The 23,279-nt window shown below is 63.9% G+C and carries 19 protein-coding genes; 11 read left to right on the plus strand and 8 right to left on the minus strand.

The annotated features are described in order from the left end of the window. The first annotated feature begins 4 nt into the window (after window positions 1–4). The 4 genes from V6M89_RS05515 to V6M89_RS05530 all read left to right on the plus strand — a co-directional run bounded on the left by V6M89_RS05515 (window position 5) and on the right by V6M89_RS05530 (window position 2,375). On the plus strand, window positions 5–676 hold the full coding sequence (locus V6M89_RS05515; RefSeq protein ID WP_332852250.1) for an ankyrin repeat domain-containing protein: 672 nt from the start codon (window positions 5–7) through the stop codon (window positions 674–676). 135 nt (window positions 677–811) lie between these two features. Beyond that, window positions 812–1,735 carry a methyltransferase domain-containing protein gene (locus V6M89_RS05520; RefSeq protein ID WP_332852251.1) on the plus strand — a complete coding sequence of 308 codons (924 nt, stop codon included), beginning with the start codon at window positions 812–814 and terminating at the stop codon, window positions 1,733–1,735. A gap of 59 nt (window positions 1,736–1,794) precedes the next feature. Next, the gene (locus tag V6M89_RS05525; protein WP_217945244.1) at window positions 1,795–2,043 is read left to right on the plus strand and encodes a hypothetical protein; all 249 of its coding nucleotides are present in this window, start codon (window positions 1,795–1,797) and stop codon (window positions 2,041–2,043) included. A 131-nt stretch (window positions 2,044–2,174) separates the two neighbouring features. Continuing rightward, window positions 2,175–2,375 (plus strand): hypothetical protein, encoded by a 201-nt coding sequence (locus tag V6M89_RS05530; protein WP_332852252.1) that lies wholly within the window; start codon window positions 2,175–2,177, stop codon window positions 2,373–2,375. A gap of 6 nt (window positions 2,376–2,381) precedes the next feature. Here the strand turns inward: V6M89_RS05530 and V6M89_RS05535 are convergent, their stop codons facing one another. Next, complete coding sequence (locus V6M89_RS05535) at window positions 2,382–3,521, minus strand: phospholipase A (RefSeq protein WP_332852253.1); 1,140 nt, start codon at window positions 3,519–3,521, stop codon at window positions 2,382–2,384. Between the two features lie 149 nt (window positions 3,522–3,670). Here V6M89_RS05535 and fusA point away from each other — a divergent pair, with 149 nt between their 5' ends. Further along, the gene (gene fusA / locus V6M89_RS05540) at window positions 3,671–5,782 is read left to right on the plus strand and encodes an elongation factor G (protein WP_332852406.1); all 2,112 of its coding nucleotides are present in this window, start codon (window positions 3,671–3,673) and stop codon (window positions 5,780–5,782) included. A gap of 86 nt (window positions 5,783–5,868) precedes the next feature. Here the strand turns inward: fusA and V6M89_RS05545 are convergent, their stop codons facing one another. From V6M89_RS05545 to V6M89_RS05570, 6 genes are all read right to left on the minus strand, one after another. Then, on the minus strand, window positions 5,869–6,360 hold the full coding sequence (locus V6M89_RS05545; RefSeq protein ID WP_332852254.1) for a hypothetical protein: 492 nt from the start codon (window positions 6,358–6,360) through the stop codon (window positions 5,869–5,871). Between the two features lie 34 nt (window positions 6,361–6,394). Then, a complete protein-coding gene (locus V6M89_RS05550) occupies window positions 6,395–7,177 on the minus strand; it encodes a sterol desaturase family protein (protein ID WP_332852255.1) in 783 nt (260 codons plus the stop codon). Window positions 7,178–7,255: 78 nt separating this feature from the next. Further along, entirely contained in the window at window positions 7,256–7,984 is a 729-nt protein-coding gene (locus tag V6M89_RS05555) for a PEP-CTERM sorting domain-containing protein (protein ID WP_332852256.1), read from the minus strand. Between the two features lie 215 nt (window positions 7,985–8,199). Then, a complete protein-coding gene (locus tag V6M89_RS05560) occupies window positions 8,200–9,261 on the minus strand; it encodes an acyltransferase family protein (RefSeq protein WP_332852257.1) in 1,062 nt (353 codons plus the stop codon). Between the two features lie 11 nt (window positions 9,262–9,272). Beyond that, window positions 9,273–10,421 (minus strand): DUF5009 domain-containing protein, encoded by a 1,149-nt coding sequence (locus V6M89_RS05565; RefSeq protein ID WP_332852258.1) that lies wholly within the window; start codon window positions 10,419–10,421, stop codon window positions 9,273–9,275. Next, window positions 10,408–13,155, minus strand: a complete 2,748-nt coding sequence (locus tag V6M89_RS05570) for a TonB-dependent receptor (RefSeq protein ID WP_332852259.1) — start codon at window positions 13,153–13,155, stop codon at window positions 10,408–10,410. The genes V6M89_RS05565 and V6M89_RS05570 overlap by 14 nt, the downstream gene beginning before the upstream one ends. A 159-nt stretch (window positions 13,156–13,314) precedes the next feature. On the opposite strand from V6M89_RS05570, the gene V6M89_RS05575 reads away from it, so the two are divergent. The 6 genes from V6M89_RS05575 (at window position 13,315) to V6M89_RS05600 (ending at window position 20,292) form a co-directional block, all read left to right on the plus strand. After that, window positions 13,315–13,971, plus strand: coding sequence for a response regulator transcription factor (locus tag V6M89_RS05575; RefSeq protein ID WP_332852260.1), 657 nt, complete (start codon window positions 13,315–13,317; stop codon window positions 13,969–13,971). Then, on the plus strand, window positions 13,968–15,344 hold the full coding sequence (locus V6M89_RS05580) for a sensor histidine kinase (RefSeq protein WP_332852261.1): 1,377 nt from the start codon (window positions 13,968–13,970) through the stop codon (window positions 15,342–15,344). Before V6M89_RS05575 ends, V6M89_RS05580 begins: the two co-directional genes overlap by 4 nt. 61 nt (window positions 15,345–15,405) lie before the next feature. After that, window positions 15,406–16,800, plus strand: coding sequence for a DUF2799 domain-containing protein (locus V6M89_RS05585; protein WP_332852262.1), 1,395 nt, complete (start codon window positions 15,406–15,408; stop codon window positions 16,798–16,800). Window positions 16,801–16,895: 95 nt separating this feature from the next. Beyond that, window positions 16,896–18,758, plus strand: a complete 1,863-nt coding sequence (locus V6M89_RS05590; protein ID WP_332852263.1) for a serine hydrolase domain-containing protein — start codon at window positions 16,896–16,898, stop codon at window positions 18,756–18,758. A 107-nt stretch (window positions 18,759–18,865) separates the two neighbouring features. Continuing rightward, a complete protein-coding gene (locus V6M89_RS05595) occupies window positions 18,866–19,420 on the plus strand; it encodes a sigma-70 family RNA polymerase sigma factor (protein ID WP_332852264.1) in 555 nt (184 codons plus the stop codon). Continuing rightward, window positions 19,417–20,292: a hypothetical protein gene (locus V6M89_RS05600; RefSeq protein ID WP_332852265.1), complete on the plus strand. Its 876-nt coding sequence runs from the start codon at window positions 19,417–19,419 to the stop codon at window positions 20,290–20,292. Before V6M89_RS05595 ends, V6M89_RS05600 begins: the two co-directional genes overlap by 4 nt. On the opposite strand, the gene V6M89_RS05605 is transcribed toward V6M89_RS05600, so the two are convergent. Next, window positions 20,285–23,200 (minus strand): VIT domain-containing protein, encoded by a 2,916-nt coding sequence (locus V6M89_RS05605; protein ID WP_332852266.1) that lies wholly within the window; start codon window positions 23,198–23,200, stop codon window positions 20,285–20,287. The genes V6M89_RS05600 and V6M89_RS05605 overlap by 8 nt on opposite strands. Between the last annotated feature and the right edge of the window lie 79 nt (window positions 23,201–23,279).

The raw sequence follows: 23,279 nt of genomic DNA on the forward strand, positions 1-23,279 counted from the left end.
CTTGATGCTGAATCTATCCAAACGCCGCTTGCTGTTGGCCGCCCTGGCCGCCACTCTGACGATGCCGCTGCTGGCAGCCGAGCAGACCGAGGATGAAGTCGACCTGTTCCGCGCTGCCCAGTTGGACAACGTCTCCGGCGTCAAAAAGCTGCTGGAACGCGGATTGAGCCCCAATCTGCGCGAACCGGGCGGCGAGACCGCGCTGATCGTCGCGATGCGCTACGAGGCCTACCGTGTCGCCACTTTGCTGATGGACCAGCCCACCATCGATCTGGAAGCCAAGGCGCCCAACGGCAATACCGCGCTGATGATGGCGGCCTTCCGTCAAAGCAAGACCGTCGTGCTGGACATGCTCAAGCGCGGCGCCCAGGTCAACCAGAAGGGCTGGGCCGCCTTGCACTACGCGGCGGCGGCCGGCAGCACCGATATCACCAGCATCCTGCTGGAGCACCACGCCTACATCGACGCCGAATCGCCATCCGGCATGACGCCGCTGATGATCGCCGCCCGAGAAGGCCAGGAAAAGGTCGTGGAATTATTGCTGGAGCAGGGCGCCGACGCGACCCTGAAAGACGGCGGCTTCCACCAGACCGCCGCCGAGTTCGCGACCCACGCGGACAAGCCATGGATCACCAAAACCATCAATGCCCACCTGGCCGCAAAAGCCAAGCGCTAGGCGCATGCCGAATTGACAAGGCCCGAATTGGCAGGTTTTTGGCGCTTATCTCCGCGTTTGGCTCGTCAACATTGTTGACGATAATGGTTCCAGTGCATTGCCTCCAGACACAATGCGCATCAACCAAGGATATCCATGCTGAACGAACGCGAGATTGAAAGCTGCTATCTGGGGCAATTCATTCCAGTCCACTACCATCACAACATGCTGATGGATCAAAACCGTATGCATGGCTTCAAGTCGGCCATCGACTACGCCGTCAAGCCGGGCGCCAAGGTCCTGGAGCTGGGCGGCGGTACGGGCGTGCTGTCGTGGTTCGCGGCGGCCAAGGCGGACAAGGTGTATTGCGTGGAGTTCAATCCCGACATGGTCAAGGAGGCGCGCAAGATGCTGGCGCTGAACCCTAACGGCGAAAAGGTCGAAGTGGTCCACGCCGACGCCTTCGAGTACCTGCCGCCGGAGCCGGTCGATGTGGTGATCTGCGAGATGATCCACGTCGGCATGCTGCGTGAAAAGCAGGTGGAGGTGATCGAATCGTTCAAGCGCCGCTATACCGAGCGCTTCGGCGGCCCGCTGCCGGTGTTTCTGCCGGAAGCGGTCATCATGGCGGTGCAGCCCTTGCAGCAGGAATATGATTTCGAGGGCTTTTACGCGCCCATCGTGCAATTCCAGGAAACCAATGTGATTTATCCGGGCACCGTGGAAGCGGCGCAGCCGGCCGTGTACAGCATCATCGACTTCAATCAGCCGAATGACCTGACCTACGCGTGGCAGGGCAAGTTCGTGGTCGAGCGCAACGGCGAAATCAACGCCATGCGCTTTGTCACCAAGAACATCCTGGCCGTGGTGGCGGAGCGCTCCACCACCATCGACTGGCTCAACCACTACATGACGCTGCCGCTGGCCAATCCGGTCAAGGCGCGCGAAGGCGACGTGCTGCAAGTGAGCTTCCAGTACCGCGCCGGTGGCTCGATTCCGTCGCTGCAAGCCTCGCTGCGCGCCGAAATCCTGTACGAAGCAGCGCTGCAACCGGCCAGCTACGTGCCGGCCTACGCTTAAAAAGCTCTTCACGCGGGTCGTTCTGAAGCGTATATTTCGTCTTTTGCAGAAAGAAATATATGGAACAGAACGACCAACGCTACCTCATCCAGCAGAACAAGATCGCCGACGGCGACCAGAAACCGCCCGTATTTGCCAAAGTCATGCGCAGCAAGGAAGGCGCGTTTGAAGGCGTTTCCTTCATCAAATCGAAGGAAAAAGCCTCGATCCTGACCATCGAACAAGCCAACCAGGCAATCGAATGGGCCGCCAAGAAGAAACCGAACGCCCACGAGTACATCACCAAGATCATCTGCGTCGGTCAATAATCCCCATTCATTCCCCGTTTCGCGCGATTGATCGCGGTTTTCTGCCGTTGGTCGCATGCCAATTGCCCGCCGGGGAGCGCCGCACTACAGTGACAGCATTGACAACGCATCAACTGGATCGGGAGCATCTCATGTTCGGATTTCTGCTGTGGCTGGTTTTGCTGTTCCTGTGCTGGCCGCTGGCCCTGCTGGCGCTGGTGTTGTATCCGCTGTTCTGGCTGATCACCTTGCCGTTTCGGCTGATCGGCATCGGCGTCGATGGCGTGTTCGAACTGCTGCGCGCCGTGGTCATGCTGCCGGCCCGCATCCTGCGCGGCTCGCCAGGCCGCTAAGCCTGCTTAGAAGTCCACCAGGAAACCGGCGCCGAGCGACTTCTGCGAGTAGTTGTAGTCGATCAGGCTTTGGCCGTAGCCGCTGAAGGCTTGCACATAGCCCTTCAGGTTGGCGAGCACCGGGAACGACCAGCCGGCCTGCAAGGCGCCGTGGCGCGTCGAGAAATTGCGGCGCGCCATGAGCGAGAACGTATGGCCGTCGCTGCGGTAGCTCAGGTTCAGGTCGCCGTGGCCGAGGTAGTCGGTGATATCGATGTTGTCGTTGTCCGAGCGGGCATTGTCCAGCCGCTTCCAGAAGCGCAATTGCGCCCCCAATTTGCCGTGCTCGGCGCCCACCTCCGCATATACCCGATTCCAGCTGCGCGACAAGGTCGACGTTTGTCCGTTCGACTGGTGCACCATGCCGACGGTCAGGTAGCGGACGTCGAGCGCCGGCCCCAGGTTCAGGTTCAGCGGCGTGGTCAGCATCAGCTCGGGCTGGTAGTTGGTCTCGCGGAATGGGCTGGAGGCGGCGCGGTTGTAGGCCTGCCAAAAGCTGTTCTGGGTGTAGCCGAACCACAGGTCGACAGGCGTTTTAAGCACCTGCTCGATCAGCTTCATCTTGAAACTGAGCTGGTAGGTCAGTTCCGCGTGCTGCGATTTGATGCCGGCCGGCGTGAAATCGTCAAAAGGCGCATCATTGGAGCTGGTGCTGTAATTGGCCAGCAGCAGATAGGTATCGCGGTGCGGGCGGACGTTGAACACGCCGCGCTTGGCCGAGCGGTCCAGCTCCCACCACTGCACCATGCGCGAGACGGTGTCTTCCGGCGGGATGGTGGTGATCGCGGCGACCTTGGCCGGCAATACCGGCGCGGCAGGCGGCTCGGCCGGCTGGGTGCTGGACGGCAGCGTCAAGGCGGTGGCGAGTTTGCTGACCTTGCCAGGGTCGGGGACGCCGACCGCGGCGCCGCCCGCCGCCTGCAGCGCGGGGCCGGCCTTGGCCAGGCCGTCGTAGCATGCCAGGCGGGCGCTGGCGTCGCCCAGCACGGAGCAGCGTTCAATCCGCAACTCCAGATCGGAAGCCTGCGGTGGCGCGGCCTGGGCGCAGGCCAGCACAGGGGCAAGGCTGAGCGAGAGCAGGAAGGTACTTTTGGTTGATGCGGACATGTGGGACTTTCGGATAAACTTGTAAATTATTCCACAGGGTATATTAATTGCCGCTAGTCATGTCGCACGGAAGGAAAAACTGTCTTGAAATTGGCAGCAATCACCACACTTGAGACTTCCTGCATTCATATTGCATCAAGGAGAGAATGATGACCCGCAAGACCCCCATCGAGCGTTACCGCAACATTGGCATCAGCGCGCACATCGACGCTGGCAAGACCACGACCACGGAGCGCATCCTGTTTTATACCGGCGTCAATCACAAAATCGGTGAGGTGCACAATGGCGCCGCGACGATGGACTGGATGGAGCAGGAGCAGGAACGCGGGATCACCATCACCTCCGCCGCCACCACCGCCTTCTGGAAAGGCATGGCGGGCAATTTCGCCGAGCACCGCATCAACATCATCGATACGCCCGGCCACGTCGATTTCACCATCGAGGTCGAGCGCTCCATGCGCGTGCTGGACGGCGCCGTCATGGTGTACGACGCCGTGGGCGGCGTGCAGCCGCAATCCGAGACGGTCTGGCGCCAGGCCAACAAATACGCCGTGCCACGCATCGCCTTCATCAACAAGATGGACCGCGTCGGCGCCGACTTCTTCCGCGTGCGCGAGCAGATCGCCACGCGGCTGAAGGGCGTCGCGATTCCGATCCAGATTCCGCTGGGCGCCGAGGACAACTTCCACGGCGTGGTGGACCTGGTCAAGATGCGCGCGATCAACTGGGACGACGAGAGCCTGGGCGTCAAGTTCACCTACGAGGACATCCCCGCGCACCTGCAGGCGCTGGCGCAGGAGTGGCACGACAAGATGGTCGAGGCCGCCGCCGAAGGTTCGCCCGAGCTGCTGGAGAAATACCTGGACGGCGGCGTGCTGAGCGAAGAGGAGATCAAGGCCGGACTGCGCCAGCGCACCATCCGCAACGAGATCGTGCCTATGCTGGCCGGCAGCGCGTTCAAGAACCGCGGCGTGCAGGCGATGCTGGACGCGGTGGTCGAGTATTTGCCGTCGCCGCTGGATGTGCCGGCCATCGCCGGCCATGACGAGGACGACAATCCGATCGAGCGCCATCCGACCGACAGCGATCCGTTCTCCGCGCTCGCGTTCAAGATCATGACCGACCCGTTCGTCGGCCAGCTGACCTTCTTCCGCGTGTACTCGGGCGTGGTCAATTCCGGTGACACGGTCTACAACCCGACCAAGAGCCAGAAGGAGCGCCTGGGCCGCATCCTGCAGATGCACGCCAACGAGCGCAAGGAGATCAAGGAAGTCTACGCTGGCGACATCGCGGCGGCGGTGGGCCTGAAGGGCGTGACCACCGGCGATACGCTGAGCTCGCCGGACCACGTGATCGTGCTGGAAAAGATGATCTTCCCGGAACCGGTGATCTCGCAGGCGGTCGAGCCCAAGACCAAGGCCGACCAAGAGAAGATGGGCATCGCCCTGAACCGGCTGGCGCAGGAAGACCCGTCGTTCCGCGTGCATACCGACGAGGAATCGGGCCAGACCATCATGTCCGGCATGGGCGAGTTGCACCTGGAGATCCTGGTGGACCGCATGCGGCGCGAGTTCAGCGTCGAGGCGACGGTGGGCAAGCCGCAGGTGGCGTATCGCGAAACCATCCAGAAGATGGCCAGCGATGTCGAAGGCAAGTTCGTCAAGCAGTCCGGTGGACGCGGGCAGTACGGCCACGTGGTGCTGACTTTAGAGCCTATGGAGCCGGGCAAGGGCTATCTGTTTGTCGACGCCATCAAGGGCGGTGTGGTGCCGCGCGAGTTCATCCCTGCGGTCGACAAGGGTGTGCAGGAAACCTTGCGCAGCGGCGTGCTGGCCGGTTATCCGGTGGTTGACGTCAAGGTGACGCTGACCTTCGGTTCGTACCACGACGTCGACTCGAACGAGAACGCCTTCCGCATGGCCGGTTCGATGGCGTTCAAGGACGGCATGAAGCGCGCCGATCCCGTGCTGCTGGAGCCGATGATGCAGGTGGAAGTGGAGACGCCGGAAGAGTTCATGGGCAACGCCATGGGCGACCTGACGGCGCGGCGCGGCATGGTGCAGGGCATGGACGAAATCCCTGGCGGCGGAGGCAAGATCATCCGCGCGCTGGTGCCGCTGGCCGAGATGTTCGGCTACTCCACCACGCTACGCTCGCTGACGCAGGGGCGGGCGACGTACACGATGGAGTTCAAGCACTACGCCGCCGTGCCGAAGCACATCCTGGATCAGATCGCCGTCTCGTCCAAGGCCCGCCACTAAGCAACTCCGGGGTCAGGTCCCCCATTTATTCATCAGCTCGGTTATTCAACCGAACTGATGAATAAATGGGGGACCTGACCCCGGGTTTATTCGAAGACCTTCAGCTTGAGCTGAACGGAAATGGCGCCATAGAGCCGGTCCTTATAGGTCGGCACTATGGCGACATTGACGCCCACGCTCTTGTATTCGAAGCTGGCGGTCGGGATGGCCGCCAGGAACCAGCCGCCGTCGCGCATCTTGGGGTAGCCGCTGAAGCCGCCCGCTACCGCCCCCAACCTTACCGGGCCGATCTTCCACGGCTGGTAGTACACGCCCACATAATTCGAATAGCCGCGATCGCTGTTGTAGAAGCGGCCCGCCGTCGCCGACGCCACCGTCGAAAAACGGTACTCGCCACCCAGGCCGGGATTGCTGTCGTTCAGGCCCTTGTCGCGCTGGAAATGGTAGGAGTAGAAACCGCCGTTCAGCCACACTTCCTTCAGCGGCGCCGATTCGATGGTTTCGAAGGTGTCGGCCACGGCCGCGCCGGACAGGCCGGCCAGCAGCAGCGCGCCGGCAATACGCAAACTTTTGATCATCCGAAGCTTTCTTCGTCAGGTTGAGGACAATGGATTATAGCGAACGCTCAGCTTGCGTGGTATCGGCCAGGCCGTAGGCCACCGGCCAGCCGGCCGGCAGGTGCCAGGTACCGAATACGCGGTCGAGGAAAGGCAAGGTCGACGAGAAGTTGCGGTCCAGCGGCGTCACGCTGGTGTGGTGCCAGTGATGGAAGGCCGGCGTGGCGATGATCGATTCCAGCAGGCCCAGCCGGACCCGCAGGTTCGAATGGATGAAGAAGCCCCAGACCGTGCCGATGATGATCACCAGCGCCGGCGTGGCGCTGCCGCCCGCGCTGGCGCCGGCCAGGCCGAGCACGTACAGCGGCGTCATGCCGAACAGCCGGGTGACGATCATGTCGACCGGATGCGCGTGCGTGTTAATCAGGAAGTACAGGTGTTCCGGCTTGTGGTGCACCGAATGGAAATGCCACAGCCACGGCAACTGGTGGCTCAAGCGATGTCCCCAGTAAAAGCCGATTTCCGCGATCAGCAAGGACAGCGGCAGTTTGACCGCCAGCGGCAATGCGCCCACGGCGGCGGGCACGGATGCCGGCAGCAGCGCCTGCGCCGCCACGGCGACCACCGACATCAACGCGCCCAGGATCGCGGCCGGCAGCAGACTGTTGAGGAAATACAGGCCCAGGTTGATCGCCAGCGCGCGGCGCGGCAAGTGGGCCTTGCGCACCGCGAGCCAACGCTCCAGCGGCACGAACACCAGCGACAGCAGCACCAGCCACACGCACAGCCGCCCCACGTTGACGGCAAAAGTAGGCAGGTAGGCGAGCAGTTGATTCATCGGTGTCATGGCGTAGTAAAAGGCGGAAACGACAATGCCGGACGCGAACGTCCGGCATCGATTCAAGCAGGCAGCGAGTTAAGCAGCCTTGGCTTTGCGGCGACGCGCGGCGAAGCCGACCAGGCCGATGCCCAGACCCAGCATGCCCCAGGTTTGCGGCTCAGGCACGGCCGAGGTCATCGACACGCCATCCAGCAGCGAGAACGGCGGCACGCCGGCAGGCGTACCCACGGCCAGGAAGCTCAGCACTTCGCTGGCGCTGGTGGCGGTAAAGGTGAAGGTCTCTTTCTGCCAGCCGGTGAAACCGTGGTTGGTATTGTTCTTCACTGCGGTCGAGATGGTTTGGCCGCCCAGCGAGACTTTCCACTGTTCGGTGTTTGGGCCGTCGAAGGTGTATTGCTGCGCGCCAGCCCAGTAGAAGCTCAGGTTGTATTGTTGACCAGCGACCAGGCCGTTGACGGTCTGGGTCAGCGGGGCGATTTCAAACGCGCCATCGGCGGCGATGAAGTTGCCGCCGGCCGGGCTGGCGCCCAGGCCGTTGGCGGAGCCATTACCGGCGCCCCACAGTTGCAGGTTGCCGTAGGTGCCGTTGACGCCGCCGTGGTCCGCGTTGGTGCCGCTGAACAGGAAGTTGTAGCCGGTGGTGTCCCAACCCTGAACCTGATTGCCGTTGTAGCCGATCTGGCCGTAGTTGCCGACTTCGAAACCACCGTTGACGATCAGTTCGCCAGGAACGGCGGCGTTTGCCACGCCTGCACACAGGGCGGCGGCGGCCGACAGGGCCATCATTATCGATTTAATACGCATCTAAACACTCCAGGATTCGAATTTCAGGCGGGCTTCCGGCCGCCGGCGGTGTGGAAAGTTCATTGATTCTGGTCAATTAACTTGTTCGAAATGCATTATGAATGAACAATGTATAAATGTGAATGTTTTTAATTTGTAAAGCAAGTTGAACGCAGTGTAATACCTGTGCTAGCAATGGAAGCGCTACCGCAACTTGCTAAAACAAAGCAAGTGGCTCAGATCGTGATGCGCCAGCCGCGTTTTTCGGCGCCTGCCATAGCCAGCCAGAAGAGTGCCGTGAAGGCGGCGGCGAAGGCCAGCGATGCGGCCCACGGCCCAAACACAGGGGTCAGCGGGCCGCTGAAAACGTGGGCGTAAAGTGGTCCCATCAAGCCACTGCCTTCAATCACGCAAGTGGCGATCCAGGAGCCGGCGTATGCGGCGATGGCGTTGACGCCCATCGCCCGGCCCAGCGCCGGCCAGCCGCGCACGTCAATCAGCTGGTGGGCCAGCGCGATGGCCAGCATGCCGAAGCCGCCGGTCCACAGCACGAACGACGAGGTCCACAGCTGCTTGTTGAACGGCAGCGCCAGCGACCACAGGCCGCCCAGCAGCATCGTCGCGGCGCCCGCCAGGGCCAGCGTGCGGGTCTGGCCGCGCCGCAGCCAGTCGCCAACGCGCAGGCCGAGGATGACCGTGGCCAGCGACGGCAACGTGCCCAGGATGCCCTCGGGATCGTGGCCGATGCCGGTGGCGGCGTCGTACTGGTAGGCCAGATGCCCCAGCAGCGCGCTGTCGATGCGGTCCGACATATTCAGGCCCGGCTCCAGCGAGCCGCCCGCCGCCAGCAGCGCCCAGTAGCCGAGCAGGATCGCCGCGAAAGCCGTCCATTGGGCGCGGGCGCTGCGCGCGTAGATGGCCAGCAGCCCGGCCGCCGCGAAACAGATGCCGGTCCTTTGCAGCACGCCGAACAGGCGGAAGCCGCGCCCGTTCAGGAGCAGCATGGCCACCACGTGCAGCGCTATCCCCAGCAGCACGATGCGCGCGGCGCGCCACAGCACCGAGCGCGCCAGCGGCGCGGCGTCCGCGCCGGCGTCCAGGCGGGGGCTTAGCGCCAGGTTGATGGAGACACCCACGATCAGCATGAAGATGGGGAAGATGAAGTCCGGCGGCGTGCAGCCATGCCACTCGGCGTGTTCCAGCCAAGGGTAGACGTGCGACCAGTCGCCGGCGTCGTTCACCAGCAGCATGGCGGCCACCGTCAGGCCGCGCACCGCGTCGATAGAATTGATACGCATAGTTTGAGAGTTTAGAGCTGCAATTTGATATGCATGCGGTTGAGGCCAGCCGCCAGCGCCATGACGATCATGGCGTAGGCGAGAGCCCAGAGGAATCCCGGCAGGCCGGAGCCCAGCACGTCCGGGAACGCCAGGTGCAGGACCTGCATCAGCGCATAGACGATGTAGGGAATGATGTAGACCAGCAGCGGGTTGGCCGCCGCCGGCCGGAACAGCGCAGTCCAGCCGCTCAGCCGCTTCAGGTCAATCACCCAGTACAGCGCCGCGAACAGCAGCACGCAGATGGCGGAGCTGTACAGCGCCCAGCTTGGCGTGGCGTAGATCTTCGAGATCCTGAAGTACGGCCGCAGCACATACGCCAGCATGGCCAAGGCCAGCGCCAGCAACAGCGCATCGCGGAATGGCTGCTTGCGCCCCTGGCCGAAGAAGATCAGGGACGTCAGCAAGCCGCACAGCGCGATCGACGTGTGGACCGCATTCTCGGCCAGCGCGCCTGCCGCCGTATGCGCCGCGCAGTACAAGCCTGTGCAGGCCAGCACCAATACGCCGAGCGGCAGCAGGCGGGCCCGCGTCAGCGCCCATGCCATGGTACTGAGCAGGTATGCCCAGCCTATCAGTCCCAGTATGCCCCACCACTGCGGCGCCAACGGCAGGCTGCCATCCGGACCGCCTCGGAATATCAGCGCCAGGGCCAGCAAGCCTGCGACACCGGCCGCGCGCAAGCCCATGGCGAGCGCCTTGTTCTCGAAACGATAGACCGCCCACACCAGGATCGCGCAGCCGTAGAACAGCAGCGACCACAGATGGATGGACATGCCCATGGCCGCTTCGTTGTAGCCATCCTCCGCGTTGACCATGAACACGCCCAGCACCAGCAGCCCGGCGGCGCGCGCCACCACATGCCGCCAGCGCTGCGCCGCCGTGTCCCCGGCCGCCTGCCGCTGCGCCATCGCGAAGGGTATCGACATGCCGACGATGAACAGGAAGGCCGGGAACACCACGTCCGGAAAGGTCATGGCGTCGGCGTCCGCCGCGGCATGCTCCATCCAGGCCGGCATGCCGCGCACGCCGGCCAGCGTGTTCACGAAGATCATGACCAGGATGGTGATGCCGCGGAAGGCGTCGAGCGCCAGTATCCGCGCGGGTCTAGAGTTTGCCACGCAGTCCCAGGTAGTATTGGCGGCCGTTCGAATACGAAGCGATAGGCTGGTCCTTGTTGCTGCCATAGTAGCGCAGCACGGCGTTGTTGAGGTTCAGCGCATCGAAGGTAATCGACAGGTTTTCGTTGATCTTGTAGTTGATCGACGCCGCCAGGTTGCCGGTTCCCGCCATCACCTGCGGGAAGCTGTTGTACAAGCCGCCGGAGAAGCTGGAACGATAGGTGTAGGCCAGGCGGGCGCTCAGCTTGTCGTCCTCATAGTAGGTCTCCGCATTGTAGGTGTTTTTGGAGTTGCCTACGACCGGCAGTCCGTCGCCCGCCTTGCCGTCGGTGTAGGTGTAGTTGGCCAGCACGCCGACACCGCCGAACAGATGCTGCTGGTAGGCCAGCTCCACGCCCTTGTTCTTGGCGGTGTTATTGGTCGGCGACGAGATGGCGTAGCTGTCGAAGCGCTTGAACGAGCTGTTGAAGTAGGTGAGGTTGGCCGTGCCGAAGGTGACGTAGGACGACATGTCCATGTAGAACACGCCGGCCGACAGCAGCGCTTTCGGCGCGAAGTACCATTCCAGCGCGACGTCGTAGTTGGTCGAGCGTACCGGCTTCAGGTTCGGGTTACCGCTGCTGCCGGTCAGGTTGGTGTCGTTCAGCGTGACCGCGCCGACCATGGCGCTGAAGTCGGGGCGCGCCATGGTCTTGGCGACGGCGGCGCGCGCCACCAGGTTGGGCGACAGGTCGAACTTGAAGTTCGCGCTAGGCAGCACGTCGTTGTAGCCGCTCTGGTTCAGCGTTGGCGTGTAGACGCCGTTCACGTTATCCTGGCCGATCGGGTGGTCGCCGCCGGGGATGTTGGTGATCGTGGCCTGGTTGGTGTGCACATAGCGCACGCCGACGTTGCCGCGCCAGCCGTCGCCGGCCAGGTTGACCATGCCGTAGATGGCGCTGGTCTTCTCCCTCACGTCCATCTCGCCGGCCCAGTTCTCGGTGGTCGGGCCGCCCGCCAGGTCGTACTTGGCGGCCCAGGCGGCGATGTCGCCGGGATTGATCTGCCAAACGTTGCGCAGGAAGTCGGCGCTATTGGTGATGCCGTTGCCGAAGTTGGATGGGTAGGTGGAGCCGTTCCACGCCGGCAGCGGCGCCGAAGTGGTGCCGTCGCAGGCCTTGCAGCTGCGGTTTTCCGGCTGGCTGACGCTGCGATGGTGTTCGGCAAAGCGCACGCCGAACTTGGCCGATTCCATGACGCCGCGGTCGAGCCGCAATTCGCCGTCGGCCTGCGCGTATTTTTCGCTGTCCTTGGTGATGACGTGCGAACCCCAGGCCGAAGCGGTGACGTAGTTGGTGAACTTGGACGTGTCCGCGCCCGGGAAGGACATGGTGGCCGGCGACATGCCGTTCAGCGTGTAGCTGGAACCGGCGCCGGTCAGGCCGGCCTCATAGCCGATATCGGCCGGCGTCTTGCCGGAGCCGCGCGTGTAGCCTACGCTGCCGTTGATGCGCAGGTCCTGATTGACCTTGTAGCTGCCGTCGAGGTCAATGTAGGCCGACGAGGACGACGAGCCGGGACGGTAGATCTGGTCGCCGAAGGCCGAGTACAGCGAGGAGTTGTAGGTCTGGGTGGCGCTGACGGCCGGGTACTGCGAGGCTGGTATCGTGGCCGCCACCAGCGTGCCGCTCTTGATGGTGTACGCCGAAGGGACCACGCCGACCGAGGCGCCGGTGTCCGGATTGGTGGCGTTGATGTTGGCGGCGATGTTGTTGTAGAAGCTGCGGTTGTAGTTGGCCGCGTCCAGCTGCGAGCTGAAGCCGTTGAGGTCGAAGGTCAGGTCCTTGCTCGGCTTGAATTGCAGGTCGAAGGCGCCGCCGGTGCGCTTGCGGGTCTGCTCGAACAGCGAGGCGCTGATGCCGGCCGGCGCCAGGATGCCCGCCAGTTCCGGGTGCGCCTTGGCGGCGTTGCTGTCGGCGGCGATGGCGGTGTAGCCGTAGAATTCCTGGCCGTCGCGGCGCTCGTGGCGTTTTTCCGAGAACAGCTGCACCAGCACGCCGAAGGTCTTGGCGTCGTTCTTCCAGCCGAGCAGCGCATTCATTTGCGGATCGGTCTTGCCCGGCAAGTCGGAATGGATGGCTTGTACCGAGCCTTCCAGCGTCAGCTGCTTCTTGAAGTCGAGCGGCTTGCGGGTCTCGATGTTGACCGAGCCGGCCACGCCGCCTTCGACCATGTCGGCCTGCTGGCTTTTCTGCACCGTGACGGCGCTGACGATTTCCGACGGCAGCAGCGCGTAGCTGACACTGCGACCAACGGCGCCCGCCTGGTCTAATACGAACCAGTCGCCGGTGCCGATCGTATGGCCGTTGACCTGCGTCTGCGTCAGGCTGGAGCTGGTGCCACGGATGCTGACGCGGTCATTTTCGGCGAAGCCGCCTTCGCCGCCGGCGGAAGACGAGATGTTCACGCCCGGTACGCGCTGGATGGCGTCGGCCACGTTCTTGTCCGGCATTTTGCCGATGTCCTCGGCCGATACCACTTCGGACAGCGTATCGCTATTGCGCTTGCGGGTCAGCGCCTGTTGCAGGGATGCGCGGATGCCGGTGACCACCACCTGTTCGAGCGGCTGGGCGGCGTTGTCGCCGGCCGCTTGTTGCGCCATGGCCGGCGCGGCCGCCGCCGCGCATGCCAGCATCAATCCCACGGCCGAAGCTATCGGCGTGAGCGTCGTTTTGATCCCTGCGTTGCTGTCCATCTGTTCTCCCTCGTTTTAAGTGTGGGCAGATTGTCCCCAGTCTTCCTTAACGCTATCCAAAAGGAACCTTAAGGTTTTCCTAACGCTGTGGCGCGCAGACGATTGACAGTCCGGCAAGAAGATGCGTAGATACGGGCTTCACGAATGAGGTAGCCACATATGAAGATTTGCCTGGTCGAGGACGACCTGGAATTGGGCAAGGCCTTGCAAGCGGCCTTGCAGGATGCGGGACAGGAAGTGATCTGGGTGCGCCGCGCCAGCGACGCCCGTCATTGGGTGGAAAACGAACCGTTCGACGCCGTGCTGCTGGACCTCGGCCTGCCCGACGGGAACGGCATCGACGTGCTGCGCGAGCTGCGGGCGGCCGGCCACACGCTGCCCATCCTGGTGATCACCGCGCGCGACAGCCTGGAGGATCGCTTGAACGGCCTCGATCGCGGCGCCGACGATTACCTGGTCAAGCCTTTCGTGGTCACGGAGCTGCTGGCGCGGCTGCGCGCGGTGATGCGGCGCGCCACCGGCTGGAGCGAAGCTGGTGAGCCGGTGTGGAAGGTCAAGGACCTGGTGCTGGACGATAAACGCATGCTGTTGACCCGCGCCGGCGCCAACGTGGTGCTGTCGAAAACCGAGTTCGCGCTGCTGCACGCGCTGATGCGCTACCCGGACCGGGTGCTGACCCGGCGCGAACTGGAATCGCGCGCGCTGCCGCACAGCGAGGGCGCGGCGCTGGACGTGCACATGTCGCACCTGCGGCAGAAAATCGGCGAGGGCTATATCCGCACCGTGCGCGGCGTCGGCTACGTGGTCGATAAATGACGATGCATAACCGCTCGCTGTTCAAGCGCCTGCTGTTCGGCTTCATCTCGGTGATGATGCTGATCTGGCTGGCCAACCTGGCGTTGGATGTCTACGAAACCCGCACCAGCAAGCGGCGCGACATGCAGCGTGAGCTGCGCGCCAGCGCCTTGCGCATCATCGTGCTGATGCAAACCGTCGGCGAGCGGCCGCCGGAACAGGTCCAACCGCTGGTGCGCAAGATGGAACAGCTGCACTACGCGCTGTACACGGAGCTGGGCTGGTACATTCCGGCGCTGCAAACGCAGGTGTGGCGGCATGGGCAACTGGTCTACGCGTCGCCGGATGCGGGGCTGCCGCCCACCGTTGCCGCCGCCGGCCCGCATGCCCAGCCGCTCAAGGACGGCTGGGTGGTATCGGTCGAAGACGATCCCGCCAGCGGCGTCACCGTGCGCATGGCGACGGAGGTGATCGGCGAGTGGATGCTGCAAGTGTCCAGCATCGGCTACTATTTTGCGCCGTTGCTGTTCAGCGTACCGTTCCTGCTGCTGCCGGCGTGGTTCATCATCCGCGTCGGGCTGCGGCCGTTGAAGTCCATCGTCGGCGAGATCGAGGAGCGCTCGGCCACCGACCTGTCGCCGCTGGCGCCGTCGCCGTACCTGGAATTGTCACCGCTGGTCGGATCGGTCAATCGCCTGATGGAGCGGCTGACCGAGAGGCTGGAGCGCGAGCAGGAATTCCTGGTCGACGCCGCCCACGAGCTCAAGACGCCGCTGTCCATCATCCAGATCAACGCCGACACCTTGACCACGACACGCGCGGCACAGCGGGTGGAGGAGGCGGGGCAGGGCTTGCGCACAGGCGTGCAGCGCGCCACGCACACGGTGCACCAGTTGCTGGCATTGGCCCGCTCCGGCGGCGACCGCGATCACGCCAGCCTGCTGCCGCGCGACCTGGTCGAGCTGGTGGCGGACCGGCTGGCGCTGGCCGGGCAGATCGCCGCCACGCGTCATGTTGAAATCGAATTGCAGGCGCCGGAGCGCTGCGTGCTGGCCATGCACCTGGAAAGCATGGCGTCGCTGATCGATAACCTGGTCAGCAACGCGGTCAAGTATTCGCCCGAAGGCGGGCGCGTGACGGTGGCCGTGACTCAGGCGGATGGGCGCATCGCCTTCTCGGTCGCGGACCAGGGGCCGGGCATCGCGCCGGAAATGCAGCGCAAGGTGTTCGAACGTTTCTTCCGCCTGCCGGACCAGGACCAGGCGGGTAGTGGTTTGGGCCTGGCCATCGCCGAACGCGCCGCAGCACGCAACCAGGGACGCATCCAGCTGGCCAATCGCGATGACGGGCCGGGATTGCAGGTGGTCGTGAGCTTTGCCGATGTAAGGGAGTGACGTATATTTTCTTTGTTATTTATGCCATATAATCGGGCCGCTGAAACTCTCACAAGCCGCCATGAACTATCTGACCCGTTTTCGACCACTGATCCTCGCCGTGCCGCTGCTGCTGGCCGGCTGCCAATCCACCATGCAGCGCATCGCCGACTGCAAGGTCGGCGACTGGACCGCCATCGGGCATAAGGACGGTGTGCAGGGCGAGCCGTCCGACTACGCCGAGCGCAAGGACTTCTGCGACGATCACGCCGACGACAAGAAGCCCGCTGCCATCGGCGCCGAGGCGCAGTACCTCGCCGGCTGGGCGCAGGGTAACTGGGACCTGTGGTCGCAGCTCGGCCAGCAGGATGGCGGCAAGGGACTCCAGCCGCAATATGACGCACACGTCGCCAGCGACGACGTTCGCAAGCACAAGACGCCAGTGAACCGTCCCGCCTACGATGCCGGCTGGGCGATCGGCAATTCCGAGTATTGGAAAGGACTGGGCAAACGCTCCGGCACCGAGGGCCAGCCACTGTCGGCCCAGAAGGATGCCGCACGCGCCAGGGCCGCCGGCATGCAGCTGCGCTTCGACGAAGCCGCATATACCGACGGCTGGCAGATCGGCAACCGCACCTTCTGGCAGGACGCCGGCTACACAGACGCGCGCAACGGCACGCCGGACAGCGCCTTCCGCGACCGCGCGGCCAACGCCCGCAGCGCCGGCGTGCAGGTGCAGGAGGAAGCCTACCGCGCTGCCTGGAACGGCGAGATCGTCAACTACTGGCGCAATCTCGGCACGCAGGATGCCGTCAGCGGCAAGGACTTCGCCATACGCAGCAAGGAGGCGCGCGCCAAGGGCCTGAAGATTTTCGAATCCGAGTATCGCCAGGCCTGGGAAGCGCGCCTGACCGACTATTGGCGCCAGGCCGGCGCCGACGACGGCTACGGCAAACCCTTCATGCTGGACGACCGCATCGCCAACGCAAGCCGCAACGGCGTGTTTGTGATCGCGGCGACCCGCGATCTGTACACGGCGGCTTGGGACGCGCAGAACGCCAAGTACTGCATGCCGGAGAACGCCTTCGAGCGAGGCCGCAGCAACAGCGGCATGGCGGTCGAGGTCTGCCGCGGCGAATTGCGCAACCAGTTAAAGCACGCTTATCTCAGCGGCCAGGATTATGAAGTGGCTGCGGCCAAGTATCGCCAGGCGGTCGACGACGTCAACGAGATATCGGGGCGCCTGAACGACGCCCGCCATCGGCTGGACCGGCTGCTACGCGAGATCCGCTCGAACCTGGAGGCCAAGGACCGCGTGGTCAACGACGACACAAGGAGACAGGACTCCCGCCGCGAGCAGGAGCGCCGCGATCTCATCGACTATATCCGGCAATTGGAGCGGCAGCTGGACGACGCCCGCCGCTGGGTGGAACGCCACGAGCAGCAGATGCAGCGCCTGCGCCGCGAGATCTACTAACCCTTAAAAATTGACTTGCATTTCAACCAAGATGCTCTATGATTGCCTTACTGTGCTACTTCACTAGTACACTAAACACGCTCAAAGGAGTACCGATGCCGTCATTAAACCCCTTCCGTTTGCTCGGCGCGCTGCTGCTGGTGATGACCAGCGGCGCGATGGCGATTGCCGCCGAGCCGGCACCGTCCACGCTGGACGAGCTGGACCAGCGCCTGGCAAAAATGTTTGCACAGCGCGGCATCCCGGGCGCGGCGCTGGCGCTGGTGGAAGACGGCAAGATAGTCCTTCTCAAAGGCTATGGCGTGGCGGACAAGGCCAGCGGCGAACTGGTCACGCCGGATACGATCTTTCGTGCCGCCTCGATTTCCAAGAGCTTCACCAGCATCGCCATCATGCAGTTGGTCGACAACGGCAAATTGAAACTGGATGCGCGACTGGCCGACCTCGCGCCCGAGATCAGCTTCAACAATCCATGGGAACAGAGCGACCCGGTACGCCTGGTTCACCTGCTCGAACATACGACCGGCTGGCCTGACATTAGTACCCGTGTCGAGCTGCAGAATGGTCCTGATTGGTCGGTGCGGCGCGGCGTCGAGTTCGCCAGCCCGGAGTACGTCAGTCGATGGAAGCCTGGCCAGTTTGCCGTCTATGCAAACGCCGGCCCTGCCGTGGCGGGCTATGTGCTGGAAAAAGTGGCGGGGCAAGATTTCGCGGCCTATGAACGCGAACATGTGCTGCGGCCGTTGGGTATGGCCAGCGCCGATTTCACGCTGACGCCTGAACTGGCGGCCAAGCTGGCCAAGAGCTACGCACCCGATGGCGCGCCGACGCCGTACCAGCACATCATCATGCCGCCGTCCGGATCGCTGGCCACCAGCGTGCGGGAACTATCGCGCCTGGTTTTGTTCTTTGTTGGCAGAGGTACAGTCGATGGGCACCGGATCCTGTCGCCGCAGGCGGTCGAGCGTATCGAACACGGCGAGTCCTCGCTGGCTGCGCGGGTGGGGTTGGGCGGAGGCTATGGCCTGGGCAACTTCCCGCTGAATGACGCCGGGCCAAGCTTCCGTGGCCACAACGGTGAAATCGATTCCTTTACCTCCGTCTACGGCTATTCCGCCGTGCAAGGCAGCGGTTATGTGGTGTTGGCCAATGGCGGCGAGGGTGTCGACTTCCGGACTCCGATTACCGGCCTGATCCAGGCTTACCTGAGCCGCAAGCATGTGTTGGCGCCAGCTCCATTGTTCCCCGTCGAGCGAGCGGAACTCGCGGCCCTGACCGGTTTCTACCGCAACGTGACGCCGGCCAAGGACTTGATGCGGCCCTATGCGGAAGTATTGGGCATGTCGAGGGTCACCCTGGTCGATGGCGGCCTGCGTGTCGGCGGCAAGCCTTACCTGCCGACCGGCAAGCACACGTTCCGCCGCGCCGATCGGGAAGCGGCCAGCCTGGCCTTCGCGGTGCAAGACGGAGAAACCTACGTCCTGTCCGGCGGCCTGGGGGACCGCAAGCGTGAAGCCACCTGGCGCGTCGCCGGCTCCGCCATCGTGGCCGCGCTGGCCTTGCTTGGCGGCGTATTTGGCCTTTTGGCTTTGCCTGTCTGGGGCGTGGCCGCGTATCGGAACACCCTGCAAGCCAAGGGCGGCTGGAAGCTGCGGCTCATGCCGTTGCTGGCCTTTGGCTGCTTGTGTGCCACCTTCATCCTGCCCCTGATCGGCATAGGTGGAGGCATCGGCACCATGGCAATGCTGGCCGCGCCGAGCATGCTTTCAGTGCCGATTCTGTTGTGCAGCGTGGCGTTCCCGCTGCTGGCGGCTGCCGGCCTCTGGCAGGGGCTAAGGAACAAGCACGCCAGCCGGCTGGTGCGCTGGCATGCGGGGCTGACGTCGGCCGGGATCCTGGGCATCGCCGCTTACGCATGGTCGATCGGCTGGATCGGGCTGCGCACCTGGACGATGTGACCGGATCTTCTGGAGCGGCAATATTTGGTAACAATACGCGGGCCTCGGGCAGCAGGTCCCTGCGTTATCATTACGCCATGTCCGCCCCACGATCCGATGAAGTCCTCATGCTCAGCTATCGCGATGGCGATCTGGCGGCGTTCGCGGAACTGTATCAACGCCACAGCCAGGGGCTGTATCTGTTTCTGGCATGGCGCTCGCCGCGCCGGGAGTGGGTCAACGACATCATGCAGGACAGCTGGGCCAATCTGCACCAGGCCCGCGCGCGCTATGAACCCGGCGCCAGCTTCCGTACCTATCTTTTCCAGATCGCCCGCAATCGCCTGATCGACCTGATACGCATGAACGAACGCGTGCTGTTGGCCAGCGACGGCGGCGAGGAGGGCTGGTTCGATCATGTGGCCGATGCAGCACACGACAGCCCGGCGCCCGACGGCCAACTGGAACGCAAGCAGCAGACCAGCCGTTTGCATGCGATGATACGGTTGCTGCCGGTCGACCAGCGCGAGGCGTTGGTGCTACAGCAGTTCAACGGCATGAGCCTGGAAGAAATCGCGGAGCTGGTGGCGGCGCCGGTGGAGACGGTGAAGAGCCGCCTGCGTTATGCGATGCGCAAATTGCGTCAGGAACTGGCGCCGTCGGCCGAAGAGGCGAGAGCATGAATCCACACGATCACACTGAAGACGCGGAGTTCGAAGACTTCCTCAAAGGCGAGGGGGAATTGGCGCGTCAACTGGGGGCGTTGCCGCAGCCGCAGCTGCCGGAGGCTTTGTCCGCCGCCATCCTGGCGCGGGCGGCCTCGGATCTGGACGGCGCGGCCGTGCCGGGGGCGTCGGCCAACGATGCGGTGCATGATGCGGCGCCTGCTGCACCGCCGGCGCGCCACTATCTGCGGCGGGCGCGGGTTCCTCTCGGCCTTGCCGCCAGCGTGGTGCTGGCGTTGTTTGTGGTGCGCGGTTTGATGCCGGAGGCGTTCGCGCCGGTGGCTGAACGGGAAGTCGCCTCGCAGGAAGCCGCGCCGTCGGATGCAAAAGTGGCGGCCGCCAGCCCGGTTGAGGAAGCGCCTGCCGCAAGCGTATCGGCGCCGCCACCACCGCCGGCACCGAAGCTGGCGCAGGTGAAGCGGTCGGTGGTTCGGCCTATGACGCCGCCAGCGCCGGTCGCCGATATCGCCATTGCGGATAGCGCAATCGCAGCGGCGCCTCCGCCATCCAAGCCGTTTGCTGTTGAATCGTCGGCCTCCGCCGACTACGCGCGCGCCCAAAAGCCGATGATGCTTGCCGCGCCGGCTACGTCGCCTGCTTCTGCTCCCGAGCAGAAGGTACTGGGTTATTCCGCCGCGCCGCCGGTGTTGATGCGCAGCGCGCCAGCGGCGGAAGCCTTGTCCGCGCCTGCCTGGCTGGCCCGCATGACCGAGATGCTGAAGGCAGGCCAAACGAAAGAAGCGCATGCGGAGTGGTTGAAGTTCCGCATGCGCTATCCCGATGCCGAGGTGCCGCCTGAACTACGGCAGCAACTCGACGCGATCAATTAACGTCAAACTCTCCCACGAGTACCGTGCTGCCGGTGTCGCGCAGGCGCAGCGTCACCATCTGGTCGCGCTGTTTCGCCGTGCCGAAGCCTGTGCTGAGCCGCAGCTGCACGGTGGTGGCGCCGGCCACGATCTGCTGGCGATGGCCGAACGAGTTGACCTCCACCCGATACTTGCCCGGCTTGGCCACCCGCAGTGAAAATTCCTCCGGCCCGTAGCCGCCGGTGAAGTCGCGCGACATGCGGCCGCCCTGGTGGGTGTAGCGGTTGGCGTAGTAGCATTTCTCTCCGTTCGGATCGGTAACCCACAAGTCGATGTCGGTGTTGTCCGCATCCCAGGTCAGCACGGCCCGCAAGGCCAGCGGCAGGTTGCGCAGCAGGCGGCGATCGATGCGGCTGGTATCCGGCTTGACTGCGGCCTTGGCGACAATCGCATTGAGCTCCGCCAGCGTCACCAGTTCGATCTCAGCGAAGCGACCGTCCCATGGGCGGTTCAGCACCTCCGCAAGCTGGTCGATCGCGGGCTGCACCTGGCCGGCGGCGGCGTAGGCGAGTCCAAGGTCGCGATACGATTGCGGTTCTTCCTCGGCCAGCCGCAGCACTTGCTGGAAGACAGGGATCGCCAGCGCCTGCTCACCGGCTTGCAGCAGGCGGTAGCCGAGGATACGCAATACCTGGCGGTTTTCCAGGTTCATCTCCGCCAGGTTGGAAAGCACGCGCAGCGCCAGGTCACGCTGGCCTTGTTCGAGCAACATGTCGGCGCTGTCCAGGAAGAAGGCGCTGCTGTTGGTGTAGTTCGGTTTTTCGTCCAGATAGATCGCATACAGGTCGGCCGCCTTGGCGGACTTCATGCGTGCGCGATACGGCTCGTTGGGTGACCATTTCTTGAGCTGGATGCCGACGTTCGTTGTGTCGTCCACTGGCGCCGCCATTGGCTTGGCGGCGGCTTCCATGCGCCGCGCATCGGCACGGCCATAGGACAACGTGGGCGATGCCAGGGCTATCGGCGGTGGCGGCGCCATTGGCACGGTCGCTGCCGCTGATGGCGCGTATGCCGAGCGTGCCGCCCTGATCGGCTCCGACGCGGCGTCGGCCGACTCTTCTTCCGTGCCCTTGAAGTCGATCAGCTTGGGCAAGCCGGATTTCGGATAGCTCTTTTCCCACCACGCGACCTTTTGCTCAAACTCGCGCACAATCTGATCGGTGTGCTGTGTTGTAATGCGGCGTTGCGATACCAGGCGATTTTGTTTGAGCTGGGCGTAGGCCTCCTTGTTGGCGGCCGGTGGCTCGATCTCGTAGCGCACATAGTCCTCCAGCCGGTCCAGTACCAGCAGCGAGGTCTCGCGCGTGGGTATGCCGAAGCGTTGGCCGAGGCGGCGAATTTCGCCGCGCTTCAAATCGTAGTCCGCCTCCAGCGCGTGCAGGCGATAGCTGGCCCACATGCCGGCGGCCAGCGGATGATATGGCGCATTGGCATTCACTGGCAGGGGCACAGTGCGGCTCTTGCCTTGCTGCGTCAAAGTCAGTGTCAGTTCGGCCGAGGGCTGCGTCAAGCGTCCGGCGATGCGCAGGATGCCGTCCTGCGGCTCATGCGATTCGACCGAAATATCCCTGGCGCCGGTGGCGGCGATGTCGCTCAATCGCAGCGTATCCGCCAGCAGTGCCTGCGCGGCTTGCGCCGGCTGGTTCGCCTGCAGCTGCACCAGACGGCCGCCGCTACGTTCCGCCAGCGCGGCCAGGCGCCCGCTGTCCGACACCAGCGCCGAATTCAAGGCATACAAACGCTGGGCCTTGGCCAGCGTGGGGAAGGGCGCGTCGCCGTAGTTGGACAACCCGTCGCTGACCAACAAGTATTCGTTGATGTCCGCTTCCGGCTTCCAGGCGCCCAGCGCACTGGCGCCATCGTACGCGGTGCTTGCCAGCGCCGCCCGCAAGGCGGTCCAATTGCCGTTGACGACGCGGAAGCGTTGACTGGCCTCGGCGCGGTCGCGCAGGCGGATCAGCCGCACTTCCACATTGGGCACGGCCTTGAAGTAGTGATCCAGCACGGCCAGTTCGGCTTCGGTTTGGCGTTGCGCGCCCGAGCCGGAGCTGTCCCATAACAGACCCAGTACTGCCGGCGGCAAGCGTGCTCCATGCGCATTGTCGCCGGCGACGGCGATCTCGCTGAGGAAGAAGGTCTCGCCGTCGAATTCCTGCACAAACGTTTGCGGCTGCGTGGAGGCGGCCAGTGCCAGTTCCAGCGTGCCGTCGGCGCGGTAGGCGCTTTTGCTGACGCGGGCACGATAGCCGTCCTGCTGCCGCTCGAACTGCATTCCGCCCAACATACCGCGCGGCTGCGGTGGCGTGGTCGCGCCATGCACATTTAGTTCCAGATCAAATTCGGCAATGCTGTCGCCGTAGGCCAGCGGCAGCCGATAGAGGCGCTGGCCTTCAAGACGCGCCAGCGGCTCGGCGTATTTCAGCTGCACGGTGCGGGTGCCACGCGGCGGTATCGGATAGACGCGCAGCTTGAAGTTGTTCCCCTGCGTGACCTCCAGCAGCGCGGGATCGATGCGGCGGCGTTCGACCTCCTCAAAGATCATGCGGCCTTTGGCCTTCTCGACCGGCACGGCCGGCCGCAGCGCGCCGTCGATGTCGAGCGCGAAGGCCGTCACCCGTTGTTCGGGCAGCAGCGGGAATTGCAGTTCACCTTCCAGTTGAACCGCATTGGGATTGTAGAACACCATCTCCACGGTGGTCTGGGCCAGGCCGCCGCTGATCTCCGCGTTGATGCGCAGGCTTTGCAGGCGCACCGGCGTTTGCGCGTGCGGGGCGATCAGACGGGGCGGCATGATGGGCGGCAGCGGCCTATTGGCTTGGGCCATCGTCGATACCATCAATAAAAACACGACTAGCAATGGGCGTAACATGACGTCTCCTTCACCGGAAAAGCCCGGCGTCTTGCATGTAACGGACCAGCGGAGCAAACGGGGTTAAACCATTTGAAAA

Origin of the sequence: Duganella sp. S19_KUP01_CR8 (genome assembly GCF_036688705.1) — a bacterium.
Taxonomy (GTDB): domain Bacteria; phylum Pseudomonadota; class Gammaproteobacteria; order Burkholderiales; family Burkholderiaceae_D; genus Rugamonas.